Below are 14,948 nucleotides of genomic sequence, written 5' to 3' on the forward strand. Positions count from 1 at the left end.
CCACGATTTACATTAGTAAATACTCATCCTCTTCCTTTTTTAGCTATGTAAGATGAATGGAATTCTAATAGCGGTACTGATTGTCACCGGCTTGTTGATTTACAAAATTATCTCTTCGAGCCGGAAACAGGAAGGATACAAAAGGTGGAAAGCCGGAAACCGCAGTAATACGGAAGATACTACCGATACAGAAACTACCCGTAAAGGATGGTTTAGCCGGTACTTTGGTACTTCTGCTCCGATCACCATTCCATGGTTCGACGAGGAGGCAGTGGTGAAGTGTGCCAATCTGTTAGGAGTGGAAGAAGCGGCCCTGAAAGAGATACTGAAAGATATTCCCGGACATTACCGGGAATTCTGGATTGGTAAAAGAAAGGGAGGCTACCGTATGATTTCAGCACCGGACAAAGATCTGAAGGCCATTCAGGATACTATCAATCATCGCGTTTTATCATTTGTGAATCTACATCCCGCAGCTACCGGTTTCCGGTGCAAGATGTCCATTTCCGATAATGTCCGGCCGCACCTGGGCAAGCCCTATGTGCTGAAAACTGATATTCATGATTTCTTTGGCTCTATACGTAGTCTGCGGGTACGGAAAATGTTTGAGAATATGGGATATCCGCCGAAGATTGCAAGAGTGCTTGCGGCTTTATGCTGTGTACGCAGATGTCTGCCTCAGGGAGCATCTACCAGTCCGGCACTGAGTAATATCATCTCTTATGAGATGGACAAAAAGCTGGCGGCACTAGCTACTGAATATAATCTGGTTTATACCCGCTACGCGGATGATCTCACCTTTTCGGGAGATGTCTTTCCGGCTCAACAGATATTGCCTCTGATTAAACAGATCATTCGAGAGGAAAAGTTTGAAATCAATCATAAGAAAACCCGTTTCCTGAGTGAGCATAAGAGAAAGATTATCACAGGCGTTTCCATCAGCTCCGGTGTGAAGCTGACCATTCCCAAAGCAAAGAAAAGGGAGATACGCAAGAATGTCCATTTCATTCTGACGAAAGGACTTGCAGAGCATCAACGCCGGATAGGTTCTCATGATCCTGCTTACTTGAAGCGTCTGATCGGAACTCTTTGCTACTGGCGGTCCATAGAACCGGATAATGCTTATGTTTCCGATTCTATTGCTGCTTTGAAAGATTTGGAGAAAGGATCTTAATTTTTCTTCTTCTGAGGAGTAGGTTCAATATCATAATACCCTTCTTCTGTTTTTATGATTTTGAATTTTCCTTCTTTCACCCATTTATTCCAGTCGACAAACAACCTGATGATATATTGGTACATGTCTTCTGCAATATTAATTTCTGCTCCTGATTTCAGGTTCAATACCAGTTGGTTATTCTTGACGGAAAGATGCTTCTTGGCTCTGTCTATAGCTATTACGTAAACAGTCCGGTTGTAGGCGCGGTCTTCAAGAAAACCTGTCTGATAGTTGTAGGGACCTATGGCATCATCGGACATAGGACGTTTAGTTTTAAGAAAAGTAGAGTCAGTAATGGATTCACGTACCTTGCGGGCATCTTCCCAGGCTTGATCGTGTTCCCGGTTGATTTCTGCATTTAGTATTTCCTCCTGAATTTCTTTGTATAATGCTTTCATTTCAGCAGCTTCGGTACTTGAAATAGAAAAATTACCGCTTTCGATGCGGGCGTTCACCCGGGGATAACAGATTATTTTATTCCTGTAGACAAACCCGATGTGCTTACCTATCGACTGTTCTGTGGCATCTGCCCATGTTTTGACAGAAGAATCCTTTACTCTACCTACAATCAGATATACCATTTCCTTATTCTGCTCATTCTGGAAAGAATCGAGCTCAACGGCAGCAAATTCCTTGGTAGATACTATCGGTTCTGCTGAAAGGCTGTCTTGTTTTCCGCTGGTTACATAATACCAGCCATTGGGGCGATCTGTGTCAATGGCTTTTTCATGAAGGTTCATAGAAACGTTGCCGTTTCCTCCCAATGAACTTAAAGCCATAAGTGCTACTAATAAACTGAATGCTTTCATAACTTCATTATTTAGGTTACTATTCGATCTCTATTTTTAGTCCGACACCCACTTCGTGTACGGGTATTGACTTATGTATTTCCGCTTTCGCTTTGAAAGAGACGCAATGACATGGATACAGTTCTTCGATACCATTCTTTTGAAAATAATCTATCGTTCTCGTAAGCCTTTCCGACAGTTTAAATAGATGAAAACCACCTATAACTCCGACAATCTTCTGTTCATTACATACCTCTTTGGCGTATTCAATGATATTGCATATCCCGCTATGGGAACAGCCTGTGATAATGAATAAACCGTCTTTTCCCTGGTACACAATGGCAGAATCATCCATTACATAATCTTCAGACCGTTCACCTTCTTCGATAACCCCTATGGCATGCCGGCGCTCAAAGTCATTCATCATCGGTATTTCCCCAAGAAAAGTTATGTTCTTACTTACTTTGACGGGTTGCTTGGTCAAATGTAAATTCATCACCTTTTTTACATCCTTTTCTGCTAGTGGAGAACCAATGTGAAGTTCATTGTAGATTCTCTTTTTAAATACGTCCGGATGAGCCACAATCTTGCATTTGCAATCTGGATATTGGTTCATCAGATATTTTATCCCACCTGTATGGTCATTATGACCGTGCGAAAGTATGAGGGTGGATATTGCAGATAAATCTATATTCATCGCCTGCGCATTTCTGATGAATGCGTCAGAGTATCCGGTATCAAACAGAAGGCGTTCATTTTCATCTTCTATATAATAGCTCAGGGCAGGTTCACCTATATAATATTCATCGATGTAGGTGTTGTTATCTATTAATACGGTTAGCTTCATATTATATTATCTATATTGATAGTACAAAAACAATCTGTCTCACTTGTCAAAAAGCCCTTTTATTTCCTTATCAAAATCAGAAAGAAAATCCCGGTCTTGTATTAATCTGAATTTTTCATATTCGTCCAGTGCTTTTTCCTGGGCAATTTCATGTGAAATCTTTCCTGCATCTTTTAATATCTCATAATCACTGATTTGCAAGAAAGAATCCAGCTTTTTCTTCCAGTCTTTCATGGTCATCAGAATGTGTCGATGAGCCATGTTCTCTGCAAAATCAAGAAATGCATTGGATAAATGATTGAGTGCATCTACTTCAGGTTCAGATAAATAATTCTTGGCTATCGTGACATCATTTCTAATGATACGCCCATGGGGAGCATGTTTCCAGGTCATTAATCCCATATTCGGCTTTTCTGCGTCAGCGCGTTCGTAAATGATTTCTGCAGCTGTCTTATGGGCTATGGCCCAGTGCATTGTGTTTTGTACGATTCTGTAGAAGTTTTTTGTATCTGTAGACTTAGGATCATAATCAGCGCTACATTCGGCGTAAATGTCCGTTATCTTTTGATAATAACGACGCTCTGAAGTACGTATTTCCCGAATGCGTATCAGTAATTCATCAAAATAATCTTTCCCGAAAACATTTGTATTCTTCAGTCGTTCGTCATCTAATACAAATCCTTTGAGCAGGAATTCTTTGAGTACAGATGCGCACCACATTCTGAACTGAGTGGCTTCGTAACTGTTAACTCGATATCCTACAGCAATTACAGCATCTAAATTGTACACGGCGACAGGTCTGGTGACCGATCTGTTACCTTCTTGTTGAACTATCTCAATTTTTCGGATAGTTGCTTCTTCTATCAATTCTTTAGTGGAATATATCTGCTGCAAATGATAATTGATGGTACGGGTATCTACTCCGAAAAGTTCCGCCATACGTCTCTGTGAAAGCCAAAAAGTTTCATTATTGAAAATCACAGATACGGAGATTTTTCCTTTGTTTGATTGATATAAGAATATGTTTGATTCTAAGGAACTTACTATGTCTTCTGCTGTAGTGTTCTCTGAAAAGTATGTTTGTGCCAATCTCACAAAAGGCTTTTTCTTGTCTGCGTTTTGAGAGATTATCAGACAAGCAAGAGAAGATAATCGATAGGTGTTAACTTGGCGGTATGCACCGGAACCTAACTGTACCATTTCGGTGAAGGTGATGAAATGCTCACCGGAATGGTTTCCTTTTTGCTCGCACATAGTGATAGACTTATTAATAACTCTTTCGAAATTCCGGTAATCACTGTATCCCATAACATTGGCTAATTGGCGAGAGTTCCAAAACGCTATTCCTTTGTCATCGCTCTGCTTGATTTCATCAAACGGAGATTGCATTTCCGGAATTTGCGATATGTTGTCTGGGTTATTTTCCATCTTATTTATACTTTATACTATGATTCACAAAGATAGTGTTTCTTTCTTTTTGCAATTCGTACTAACTTGTTTTTTATTAATTGTTTCCTGAAAGGCGACAAATGATCTATATACAGTTTCCCTTCCGTATGCTCAAACTCATGTTGGATGATTCGTGCCGTATATCCGTGGTAAACCTTGACTTGCTCATTAAATTCCTTATCCTGATACTTTATTGTTATGGACCAGGGTCGTGTCACTTCCTCATACAGATCGGGAATACTCAGACAGCCTTCTCCCGTAGTCCATACCTCGTCACTGTATCCTGTTATTTCCGCATTTATGAATGTTTCTTCTATCCCGCAATCATCTTTTGAAAAGAAACGTTCCCTCTCTCTGGCAGACATATATGCATAGCTATCCCGGCTGTTCACTACGAATAGTTTGATAGGAAGATTGATCTGTGGAGCAGCCAGACCGCAACCGTCTGCATTTCTCAGTGTCTGCCACATCGTCTCTATGACTTCTTGGATACCCGGATAAGTTTTCTCTATACTCACACATTCTTTTCTCAGTACGGGATTCCCGTAAATCGTTATTGGCTTAATCATATTACTTTTTTAGGCAAAAGTAGTCCATAGCCATCAACCCTTATGGTAAATTTTAGACATATCGTTCTGTACTATCTTATATTTGTGTACTTTTGCACACATGCCGGTAAGCCTATTTGAACATATCATATCACATCCTTTCGCTTCTCTTGGCGGGATAAGAGCAATGACTCCTGCAAAAGATTTGCAAGAGTATGTCGATAGTTTCTTTATCTTTCCTTGCTGCGATTTATCCGATAGTCTGGTGTATAATGACGGAACACCTATGTTAGCATTCCTGTCCGAGGCGGAAGATGAAGTAGAGCTGGAGTATAATGAGGCAACTTCCAGATTCAAATCAGGTTGGTTCAGTACAAGGTCTTTTGAAAAGATGGCTGTTCGTTTCTCTGGAAAGGGCACTTATCTACTGATAGTACGGTTTAAACCTGCATCTTTTTACCGTCTGTTTGGATTGGATGCCAAAAAACTCAATACCCGTCCATTTTGGAATCTACAATCCGTATTTCATGAATCGGAGGCTTTGCTGGAAGAAATGCAGCAATGTGTGGAAGTAGGAGAGAAGATAGGGCTTTTAGAAAACTGTATCCGCAATATCCTATCCGTAAATGAAAAATCTAATAAGCTGCTGGATGAGGCCATTCGCTATATCAGACTGCATAAAGGAACATTATCCATCGATGAATTAAAGTCTCATTTAGGTGTTAACTATAAATGGCTGGAACGAAACTGTTCCGAAGCAGTCGGCATGACGCCCAAGTGTTACTCTTCTTTGCAGCGGTTCATCCATGCTTATACCGCTTTTCGAGTACAGAAAGATTTGGTTCGCATTACTGCGGATAGTGGTTATAGCGACACGAATCATTTCATTAAGGACTTTAAAAAGTATACCGGACAAACTCCCATGCAGTATTTGCGTGCATGCAATGATACTTTATAAATGGAAGTTTTAAGCATTCTACGACTACGCGATTTCAAAGAAGATAAGAGTAGAGTATGACAGTAATATCGTTTGATCGTAGAATGCTTTTTATTTTATTCGGTTCCTCCTCCCAAGGCATGATACAAATTGATAACACCCTCTATTTCAGAATATCGGTCTGCTACTAGGTTCAGCCGGGCTGACAATAGAGACTGCCGGGCCACCAGTACCTCCAGATAATTGGTAGTGCCATACTTCATCAAGAGCTGTGTGTCATGTTCCGTAGTCTCCAGATGTTGTATCTGTTTGGTTGCCAACTCTATTTTGTTGCGTGCCGTTTGCCATTGAGTCAAAGCGTTGTTGACTTCGCTCCCTGCATCCAGCAAGGCTTGACGGAAGGTGAATACAGCCTCCTGCTGCTGAGCCTTGGCTATTTTCAGGTTGGCAATGTTGGTTCCCCGGTTAAATAAAGGTTGAACCAACGAACCTACCGCCTGCAAAAGCCATGAACCGGGATTGGTAATAGCTGCCCCGCCACTGTTTGTCCATCCTGCTGAACCACTCAACGTTATGCTTGGATAAAAAGCGGAACGTGCCTGATTGGTTGAATAGAACGCTTGCTTTAAGGAAGCCTCAGCTTCACGTACATCCGGACGGTGTGATACCAGGTCAAGAGAAACACCTGCGGAAAGTTCTTGCGGGAAAGTCTGCCCGTTCAGTTTCCCTCTTTTGATAGGTCCTGGTACGCGCCCCAAGAAAGTGGAAAGAGTATTTTCCAGTTCATTGACTTGTTGTAACAGGTCTTGCAATGTAGATTCCGCACTCAGTCGGCTGGCTTCTGCCTGACTGATTGTTGAACGGTCCGCTTGCCCTGCTTTCATCAGCACCCGGAGGCTATGGACATATTCCTCCCAGCTTTTTATGGTGGCTTTGGTTATATCTACCTGTTCATCGAGCATCAGAAGTGAATAATAGTTGGCGGCAACCGTGGCTACCACTTGTGTTTGCACTGCCAGCCGATAAGCGTCACTTTCCTCCAAGGCGGCACGGGATTTGCGTTTGGCATTGGTCAGTTTGCCAAAGACGTCTATTTCCCAGCTTGCAGAAGTTCCCAGATTGTAGGTCTTTGAAGGCTTTGCCCCGTCAAAGCTGCTTAGCGTACCTTCCGGAGATAATTGTAGGGAAGGCAGATAAGACAATTTGGAAGACATAAGGGTAGCCTGGGCTTCTTTTACTTTCAGTCGGGCAATATTCAGGTCCGTATTAGATTGCAATCCCTCCTGTATCAAACTTTGAAGGTCCGTATCCGTGAAAAGTTCATCCCATGATAAATCGGCTATGCTTACACTGTCCGACTGCGTTTCTTCTACACGGTACAGATTTTCAGTATTTACTTCCGGCCTTTTATATTGGGTGTAGATGCCGCAACTGCTCACTAGGGCAGTCAGTACGACTCCGGACACGATTTTTGTTATCTCTTTCATCTTTAAACCTCCTGTTCTTGTTCTGATTCTGATTGTTTATGGTTGGGCATCACACGCTCCTGTATGGTCTGGAATACGATAAAGAATACAGGCACCACAAAGAGCAATGCCAGTGTACCGATAGTTATTCCTCCTACAACTCCTAATCCCAACGAAATATTTCCATTGGCTCCGGCACCGGATGCGAATACCAATGGCAACATGCCGAATACCATGGTAAGGACGGTCATCAGGATGGGACGCAAACGGACTCCGGCGGCGGACATGGCAGCGGCAGCGATACTCATTCCTTGTTTGCGGCGGGTGGATGCATACTCGGTAAGTAGGATGGCCGTCTTTGCCAGTAAACCGATCAGCATAATCAGTCCCACCTGCATATAAATGTTATTTTCCAGTCCGAAGAGTTTGGCGAAAAGGAAACTACCCATTAGTCCGAAAGGTACGGACAGCATGACTGCCAACGGAATAAACAGACTTTCGTAAAGCGCGCACAGTATCAGGTAAACGAATATGATACAGATAGCGAAAACTATAACCGTATTGTTTGTCTCTGCTTCTTCACGCGTCATTCCTGCAAACTCGTATCCGTAGCCCACGGGCAAAGTCTGTTTAGCTACCTCGGCAATGGCATTGATGGCATCGCCTGTGCTATAGCCGTCGGCGGGCATACCATTTACTGCGATGGAACTGTAAAGGTTGAAACGGTTCAGTGTTTCGGCGCCATAAACCTTTGTCAATGTGATAAACTGTCCGACGGGAGCCATCTCACCGTCTCCTGTGCGTACAAACATATTATTCAATGCATCCTTGTCCAGCCGGTAATCCGCCTTTGCCTGTACCATGACGCGGTAAAGTTTGGAGAAACGGTTGAAATTGGACGAGTAGTTACCTCCGATAAATCCGGAAAGGACGCTCAGCACATCCGATGCGGAAACATTGGCACGCTGGCATTTGACTGCATCCACTTCGACCATGTATTGGGGAAACTTAGTGTCGAAGGAAGTATATGCCATCGAAATCTCAGGACGCTGGTTCAGACCGGCAATAAACTTGTTGGCGTGTTCCTGTAAGGTGGCAATGTCTCCGCCCGCACGATCCTGCACGTAAAGTTCGAAGCCGCTACCCATACCGTATCCCATAATGGTGGGCTGGGCGAAGGCATATATCTTGCCTGACTTGATATGCGAGGTTCGGGCATAAATCTGATTGATGACTGCACTTATCTCGTCACTCTTTTCCGGACGTTCCTTCCAGTTTTTCAATTTGATGATGAGCATACCGCCCGAAGGAGCCTGACCGCCCAGCATGCTGTAGCCCGTAACGTTGGAAAATTGCTTGAGTTGCGGAATATCTTCTATACTCTCGGCTATCTTGTCCATCGTTTTCTTGGTTTGTGCCAAACTGCTACCCGGAGGTGTCGTCACGTTTACAAAAATAGTTCCCATGTCTTCATCCGGAATAAGCCCCGTTTTAGTTGTATTCATAAAGAACACCAACAGGACAACGGCAATCGCCAGTCCGCTCCATGCCATCCATTTACGCTTGAAGAAGAACTTTACACCTCCTTTATATTTGAAGAGAATACGGTTGAAGGATGTCTCAAAGGCTTTATGGAAGCGGGAAGAGAAGCTCAGCTTCTGTCCGTTGGACGTATCGATATGGGGAGTCATCAGCAAGGTACACAAGGCGGGACTTAATGTCAATGCATTCACGGCGGAGATACCTACAGCGACAGCCATGGTCAGTCCGAACTGTGTATAGAATGTACCACTGGTTCCACCCATGAAGGAGGTCGGGATAAATACAGCCATAAACACTAACGAGGTAGTCACAATAGCCGCCGAGATGCCGTCCATCGCAGTTGTCGTAGCCTTGTAGGGCGAACGGTAACCTTCATCAAACTTAGCCTGTACGGCTTCTACCACCACTATGGCATCATCCACCACCGTACCGATGACCAGCACCAGGGCGAACAAAGTGATAAGATTCAGGCTGAACCCCATCAAATAGATGAAAGCAAATGTTCCCACCAGCGAGACAATGATCGAAATACTTGGAATAATGGTGGAGCGCACACTTTGCAGAAACACATACACCACCAGTATAACCAACAGGATGGCTTCAATCAGCGTTTTCACTACTTCGTGAATGGAAGCATCGAGAAAGTCTTTCGTACTCATCAAGTCTTCCAGTACCAATCCTTTCGGCAGTTCCTTCGCTATTTCAGCCGTCAGTTGGTCTATCTCCTTAATAATTTCATTGGCATTGGAGCCGGAGGTTTGCGAAATCATACAGGTACTTCCGGGATGCTTGCCAACGGCACTTGTATAACCATAGCTTTGTGCCCCGAGTTCCACTTCTGCAATATCCTTCAGGCGCAACACTTCACCGGACGAAAGAGACTTGACAACCAGATTCTCAAACTCTTCAGGAGTCTGGTAGCGTCCACGGTATTTCAGTGTATATTGGAATGTGTTTTCGGAATCTTCGCCCAGCGTACCGGTGGCAGCCTCCACGTTCTGATCCGCTAAAATGTTTATCACATCATCGGGTACAAGTTTGTATTGCGCCATTTTAGCCGGGTTCATCCAGATACGCATAGCGTATTCGTCTCCCATAATCATGACGTTTCCCACTCCCTTGATACGGGAAAGGCGGGGTTCGATGTTGATGCTGAAATAGTTATTGATGAAGTTACGGTCGTAGCTGTCATCCGGACTATATAAAGCGAGGATTTTCAGCATACTATTTTGCCGTTTCTGTACAGTGACTCCCACTTTGGTGACCTCAGCAGGAAGCAGCCCTTCTGCTTCTGCCACGCGGTTCTTTACGTTTACGGTGGCCATGTCCGGGTCGGTTCCCTGGTTGAAATAAACCATAATGGAACCGGAACCGGTATTGGTGGAAGTAGAGGTCATGTAGAGCATGTTTTCCACACCGTTGATGGCTTCTTCCAGCGGAACAACCACACTCTTTTGTACCGTTTCGGCATTGGCTCCTGTATAACTGGCGGATACACTGATGGTAGGAGGGGCAATGTCAGGATATTGTTCCATCGGCAGGTTCACAAGGCTGATGATTCCCACCAACAGAATCAGCACCGAGATGACGCATGACAGGATGGGGCGGTCTATAAATGTTCTTAGTTTCATAGGAACCTCCTTTATTTAGCGGTTTTAACAACAGTCCCTTCTTGAATCAGACCCGCACCTTCTGCAATGATGATGTCGCCTTTTTCCAGACCTTTTTCTACCACGTATTCTTTGCCATTGTCTATGGGATATACCTGCAATTGGGTTGAAGTGGCTTTTCCGTCCACTACCTTATAGGCAAAGACTTTGTCCTGTACTTCAAAGGTGGCTTCCTGCGGAATGATAATCACGTTTTCCTTGTTATAGGGGAAAATGACCTCCCCGCTACTGCCATTCCGAAGCATCTGTTCGGGATTAGGAAAAGTTGCGCGTACGGAGATGACTCCAGTTCCGGCTTCAATCGTCCCGCTGATGGCATCAATTTTTCCCTTGTGCGCATACGCCTGCCCGTTACTTAACTGCAAGTCAACTTCGGGCATCTCTTCCAGGGCTTTTTCCAGCGTTCCGCTCTGGCTGACGAGTGAAAGTATCTGGTTTTCGGTCATGGAGAAATAAGCATATACTTCCCGGTCGTCGGAAACGGTGGTCAGGGGAGTTGTGATGGATGAACTAACCAATGCTCCGACGCGGTAGGGCAACATGCTTGCCACACCGTCCACCGGACTTTTCACTTCCGTGTAAGAAAGATTGTTGCGGGCGTTCACTTCCTCGGCCTGTGCCTGTGCAAGGGCTGCTTCCGCTTCGAGCAGAGAGTTGCGGGCGGTCTGCAGGTCAAAGTCCGAAACTACTTTTTCCTTGCACAGTTCCTCCTTGCTCTCTGCTGTCATGCGTGCGGTGGCAACAGCAGCTTCCGCACTTTTCACGTTGGCAATGGCGGTTTGCAGGGCTGCCTTATAAGGAACCTGATCGATAATAAACAGGACTTGATCCTGATGTACTTTAGCACCTTCGGCTATGCAGACTTTGGTGATGATGCCACTAACCTGTGGGCGTATTTCCACACTTTGCCTTCCGTTGATGACGGCCGTATAGCTTTGGCTCAATGTGCAATTTCCATATTCTACTTCCATTGTTTTATAATCCGCACTTCCCATGGATTGCGGCGCATTTTTGCATGAGGTTACAAGCAGCAGGGACAGCATCCACAGGCTTGTACATAGAAACACTTTCTTCATTTTACTTCTGTTTTTTTATATTCTACTCATTAATCATATATTTGCAGATAACTATTCCAATCATTCGTGAGCAATTACTTTTCCTTGATTTCTGCCGCAAAATTGCCAATATACTTCGGGAGCCAATTTGTTTTAAGGAGCACTTTTTTTGTCTATATGGAAACACTTTGAGTGAATTTGACTATTTGGAAAGTTTATTTGTTTATTACGAACTATGTGTTGAATATCAATAAGTTATGTTGAAAATTGTAAACTGTTATCTGAGCCTGTAGAGACTGATAGATGATTTTGAACCAATAGTCGGTGAAATGTATTTCTTTATCGATTCTTGAATTAAAAATGTGACGGTAGCCCTTACATTTGCAATTGTACAAAATGGAATGCCTATGAAATTTGTAGACTTGATTTCTTATTACCATATACCTTATGTATCGGAAAAGGGCATAGCTATCTGGAAGATAAATTCGGAAATTCGTGAAGAGGAGAATATTCCCGGAATAGATTCACATGCGATATTGTTTGTTGTTGGTGGCAGCATGGAGATAAGTGTGCAGGGTAAGATACAGTCGCTGACCAGAGGTTACTTTGTGGATGTGTTGGGGGACAAACAATCCGTTAAACTGCTTTCCGCCTCTCCGGATATTCAGGCTTATTTCTTGCTGCTTACAGACGAGTATCTCCTGGAACTTTTCAAGAACAGGCCGCCTTTGCCATTGTCCTATGCAATGGATATCATGCAGAATCCGGTGTATATGATTGAAAATAGCTTTATTGTCTCCATCATCAAATGTCTGGATGATATAGAACAAACCATGGCTAACCCATTGTATCATTTTCAGGACTCAATGCTGAAATGTAAGATATCCGTACTGCTTCTACAGATGTCGGAAATATTATTGCACAAAACGCAAAAAGAAAAAAGGAAAAGCAGGGAATCGGATAGAAAAAGGACGCTGTTCGCACAGTTTATGAAACTTCTTTCCGAATATGTAAAGGAAGAACATACCGTGAATTTTTACGCATCCCGTTTGAATGTCACCCCTCAATATCTGAGGCGTGTAGTGAAAGTCTGTTCAGGAAAAAATGCCTATACATGGATTTGCGAGGAACTGGTGAGGGAGATTGTGAATCTGTTGATAAATACGGATAAGACTATGCAGGCAATAGCAGATGAATTGCATTTTTCGGATCAGGCCGTATTGACCAAATTCTTCAGGAGGATTAAAGGGGTGTCTCCTTTACAATACAGAAATGGAATAGAATAGTGGTATTACTTGCTTATCTCTATAAGTGATCTTATATGAAATCCTGCCTCACAGAATCGTGAAGCAGGATTTCTCTTGAAAAGTCTAGTTTAGATTGTTCCGTTATTTTGTAGAGAGCGGTAGTGATTCATACTCCCTGTATTCTCTGTAATCTTGTCCGGGAACAGTTATCGGATCGTCATAAGTTTCGTATATGTGCAATTTGTCGGTGGTCAGCTGTTTTATTTCCCAATATAACCCGCTATCCATATAGATAATCTTAAAATTAGGTATTGTGAACGACCAGCGGAAATAACCCATATTTTCGGAGACTTCTCCATCATCATAGTTCCATACGAATTTACGGGAACCGGTGGCATCACTTTTGAAAACCCACAATTCGTATACATCGCACTCTCTGCCATCATACGACGTCATGTGGTAGGATCGTTCCCATCCCTCGTTCTTGGTCAAGTTGTCGATAATCTTTTGTTGCCCGTCGTCGTAGTAGCCCGATTTCTCGACGCAGCCCGTCAGCAGGGAGAGAATGATAAACGACAAATAGATATATGACCTTTTTATCATGGATGTGAAATATTAAGTCTTGCGATGGTGGTGTTGCTGTCGCAACTGCTTGCTACTCTGAAGTTCCATTCTGTATCCGACTGGGCCGCATGCCATGCAAAGCGGGGAGCAATCATTCGATATCCTACACCGCAAAACAGCACGTTCACCATTTGTCTGTTGCCGTTTTCTTTCATTTCACAAGAAACGAGGAATGCCCAACCTGCATTCTTGTAGGCTTGTGGAAAGAGTTCAATGGATGTTTCAATATCCCCGCTTCCATAAACGGTGTATTCCTTTTCACTATCGGTTACTTTTAAGGAAGCAGTCCTGGGATAGTAACTGCGGGTAGCTTCATTCTCATTCATCCTTTCCAGCACTATGGGGGAATCGCTTTTGGTACGGCTCACATAGACTTCGTTACCGGTCATCATCACCACATAATCCACTCCGTGGTTGGACGCAAATTGTCCCGACAGTTTGCCTACGCGGTCGATGCTCTGCTGAAATACATCAAGATTCAACGAATTGACGACAGCCAACTCTTCCGCATCGGCATTGGTGATATAAGACAAAGCAGTAGTCCGCTTATTGGGATTGATATAATACTCATGCGTCGTCTTGTTTATGTCGACGAATCTGTTCAGTACCTCTGCGTCCTGCTCATAGCTTCTGCTTGCTTGTTCGGACGGAACGTCAAAATCATCTTGGCAACCTTGAATGGACAGAGCCACTAATGCCATTAACAGAATATGTATACGTTTCATAATTATGTATTTTGATCGTGATTCTTCTTTATCGAACGTTTAATTCTACTTTTGTATGGTATCATTAGTCTTTAATGTTTAACTCGCTACAAATTAAGTGCATAAAAAAAAGAAAAGCCTTGAACGAATTCAAGGCCTTCAAAATAAAGTGATAATCCTATGATTTTTTAACAAAACTCTATTCCCTTGGTATTCTTTCGTATATGGCTGATTGTTTCAGGAGTGACACGGAGAAAAGAAGCTATCTCCCTGAGTGTGATATAATTGAGAAAATCCGGGTAGCGTCTTACTAAATCCACATAGAGTTCAGTAGGTGTTTTGCAGTAAATATCCAGCAAGCGCTTATAAGTCTGGACAAAGAGCTCTTCCGCTAAAATTTTTTCCAATTCCTGAGTAGATTTGTCGGTGGAAAAGAAGTTGATTATTTCTTGGGCAGATGCATAATATATCAGAGAATCGGTTGTTGCCTGAATGCTTACCATTGCTTTATCCTTCTTTATGCATTGTGGGTAATCACCGACATATTCTCCTGCAAAAGCGTAGCCTACAATGTGTTCACATCCGTTTTCATCCGTACAGACATAGCGGAACATACCTTTCTCGACATAGGCGGCATGTGTCGTGACAATGCCTTGCTCCGCAAAATATTCTTTTTTCTTCATTTCCTTGCATCGTCCATGATCCAAAAAGAATTTTTTGAATATGGAGAATTCTTCACGCTCCGTATAGTTATTAAAGCCTTTCATGTGTGTAGATTAGTTTTTGTCTTATTGATAGCAAAAATACAAAAGAAAGTATATTATCGGAATAATAAAAAAGATTATTTAGGCAGAA

13 protein-coding genes are annotated in these 14,948 nt (G+C 43.1%); 3 read left to right on the top strand and 10 right to left on the bottom strand.

The window, feature by feature from the left end:
* Window positions 1-52 precede the first annotated feature (52 nt).
* Window positions 53-1,174 carry a retron St85 family RNA-directed DNA polymerase gene (locus K429_RS0117850; RefSeq protein ID WP_026367780.1) on the top strand — a complete coding sequence of 374 codons (1,122 nt, stop codon included), beginning with the start codon at window positions 53-55 and terminating at the stop codon, window positions 1,172-1,174.
* Here K429_RS0117850 and K429_RS0117855 read toward each other — a convergent pair.
* The 4 genes from K429_RS0117855 to def are packed head-to-tail and all read right to left on the bottom strand — an operon-like array spanning window position 1,171 to window position 4,869.
* Window positions 1,171-2,025, bottom strand: a complete 855-nt coding sequence (locus tag K429_RS0117855; RefSeq protein ID WP_026367781.1) for a hypothetical protein — start codon at window positions 2,023-2,025, stop codon at window positions 1,171-1,173. The two genes, K429_RS0117850 and K429_RS0117855, sit on opposite strands and share 4 nt — an antisense overlap.
* A gap of 19 nt (window positions 2,026-2,044) precedes the next feature.
* Window positions 2,045-2,851 carry an MBL fold metallo-hydrolase gene (locus K429_RS0117860; RefSeq protein WP_026367782.1) on the bottom strand — a complete coding sequence of 269 codons (807 nt, stop codon included), beginning with the start codon at window positions 2,849-2,851 and terminating at the stop codon, window positions 2,045-2,047.
* Between the two features lie 39 nt (window positions 2,852-2,890).
* Entirely contained in the window at window positions 2,891-4,279 is a 1,389-nt protein-coding gene (gene rhuM / locus K429_RS0117865) for a RhuM family protein (RefSeq protein WP_026367783.1), read from the bottom strand.
* 17 nt (window positions 4,280-4,296) lie between these two features.
* Window positions 4,297-4,869 (bottom strand): peptide deformylase, encoded by a 573-nt coding sequence (gene def, locus K429_RS0117870; protein WP_026367784.1) that lies wholly within the window; start codon window positions 4,867-4,869, stop codon window positions 4,297-4,299.
* A gap of 166 nt (window positions 4,870-5,035) precedes the next feature.
* Here def and K429_RS0117875 point away from each other — a divergent pair, with 166 nt between their 5' ends.
* The gene (locus K429_RS0117875) at window positions 5,036-5,806 is read left to right on the top strand and encodes an AraC family transcriptional regulator (protein WP_026367785.1); all 771 of its coding nucleotides are present in this window, start codon (window positions 5,036-5,038) and stop codon (window positions 5,804-5,806) included.
* Window positions 5,807-5,901: 95 nt separating this feature from the next.
* Here the strand turns inward: K429_RS0117875 and K429_RS0117880 are convergent, their stop codons facing one another.
* The 3 genes from K429_RS0117880 to K429_RS0117890 are packed head-to-tail and all read right to left on the bottom strand — an operon-like array spanning window position 5,902 to window position 11,539.
* The gene (locus K429_RS0117880) at window positions 5,902-7,272 is read right to left on the bottom strand and encodes an efflux transporter outer membrane subunit (protein ID WP_044096726.1); all 1,371 of its coding nucleotides are present in this window, start codon (window positions 7,270-7,272) and stop codon (window positions 5,902-5,904) included.
* Window positions 7,273-7,274: 2 nt separating this feature from the next.
* Window positions 7,275-10,424 carry an efflux RND transporter permease subunit gene (locus K429_RS0117885; RefSeq protein WP_026367787.1) on the bottom strand — a complete coding sequence of 1,050 codons (3,150 nt, stop codon included), beginning with the start codon at window positions 10,422-10,424 and terminating at the stop codon, window positions 7,275-7,277.
* An 11-nt stretch (window positions 10,425-10,435) separates the two neighbouring features.
* Window positions 10,436-11,539, bottom strand: coding sequence for an efflux RND transporter periplasmic adaptor subunit (locus K429_RS0117890; RefSeq protein WP_026367788.1), 1,104 nt, complete (start codon window positions 11,537-11,539; stop codon window positions 10,436-10,438).
* 386 nt (window positions 11,540-11,925) lie between these two features.
* Between K429_RS0117890 and K429_RS29485 the strand changes: the two genes are divergently transcribed.
* Window positions 11,926-12,804, top strand: coding sequence for an AraC family transcriptional regulator (locus K429_RS29485; RefSeq protein WP_157133914.1), 879 nt, complete (start codon window positions 11,926-11,928; stop codon window positions 12,802-12,804).
* Window positions 12,805-12,906: 102 nt separating this feature from the next.
* On the opposite strand, the gene K429_RS0117900 is transcribed toward K429_RS29485, so the two are convergent.
* The 3 genes from K429_RS0117900 to K429_RS0117910 form a co-directional block, all read right to left on the bottom strand.
* Entirely contained in the window at window positions 12,907-13,368 is a 462-nt protein-coding gene (locus K429_RS0117900; protein WP_044096728.1) for a hypothetical protein, read from the bottom strand.
* On the bottom strand, window positions 13,365-14,114 hold the full coding sequence (locus K429_RS0117905; RefSeq protein ID WP_026367790.1) for a hypothetical protein: 750 nt from the start codon (window positions 14,112-14,114) through the stop codon (window positions 13,365-13,367). The genes K429_RS0117900 and K429_RS0117905 overlap by 4 nt, the downstream gene beginning before the upstream one ends.
* 167 nt (window positions 14,115-14,281) lie before the next feature.
* Complete coding sequence (locus K429_RS0117910) at window positions 14,282-14,860, bottom strand: Crp/Fnr family transcriptional regulator (protein ID WP_007215370.1); 579 nt, start codon at window positions 14,858-14,860, stop codon at window positions 14,282-14,284.
* Between the last annotated feature and the right edge of the window lie 88 nt (window positions 14,861-14,948).

The organism is Bacteroides sp. 14(A) (assembly GCF_000526555.1).
GTDB lineage: Bacteria > Bacteroidota > Bacteroidia > Bacteroidales > Bacteroidaceae > Bacteroides > Bacteroides cellulosilyticus.

Coding starts and splice junctions, on each gene's coding strand:
- K429_RS0117910 (WP_007215370.1), bottom strand. CDS start 14,860: ATGAAAGGCTTTAATAACTATACGGAGCGTGAAGAATTCTCCATATTC.
- K429_RS0117875 (WP_026367785.1), top strand. CDS start 5,036: ATGACTCCTGCAAAAGATTTGCAAGAGTATGTCGATAGTTTCTTTATC.
- K429_RS0117905 (WP_026367790.1), bottom strand. CDS start 14,114: ATGAAACGTATACATATTCTGTTAATGGCATTAGTGGCTCTGTCCATT.
- K429_RS0117860 (WP_026367782.1), bottom strand. CDS start 2,851: ATGAAGCTAACCGTATTAATAGATAACAACACCTACATCGATGAATAT.
- K429_RS29485 (WP_157133914.1), top strand. CDS start 11,926: ATGAAATTTGTAGACTTGATTTCTTATTACCATATACCTTATGTATCG.
- K429_RS0117880 (WP_044096726.1), bottom strand. CDS start 7,272: ATGAAAGAGATAACAAAAATCGTGTCCGGAGTCGTACTGACTGCCCTA.
- K429_RS0117890 (WP_026367788.1), bottom strand. CDS start 11,539: ATGAAGAAAGTGTTTCTATGTACAAGCCTGTGGATGCTGTCCCTGCTG.
- K429_RS0117850 (WP_026367780.1), top strand. CDS start 53: ATGAATGGAATTCTAATAGCGGTACTGATTGTCACCGGCTTGTTGATT.
- rhuM (WP_026367783.1), bottom strand. CDS start 4,279: ATGGAAAATAACCCAGACAACATATCGCAAATTCCGGAAATGCAATCT.
- def (WP_026367784.1), bottom strand. CDS start 4,869: ATGATTAAGCCAATAACGATTTACGGGAATCCCGTACTGAGAAAAGAA.
- K429_RS0117900 (WP_044096728.1), bottom strand. CDS start 13,368: ATGATAAAAAGGTCATATATCTATTTGTCGTTTATCATTCTCTCCCTG.
- K429_RS0117885 (WP_026367787.1), bottom strand. CDS start 10,424: ATGAAACTAAGAACATTTATAGACCGCCCCATCCTGTCATGCGTCATC.
- K429_RS0117855 (WP_026367781.1), bottom strand. CDS start 2,025: ATGAAAGCATTCAGTTTATTAGTAGCACTTATGGCTTTAAGTTCATTG.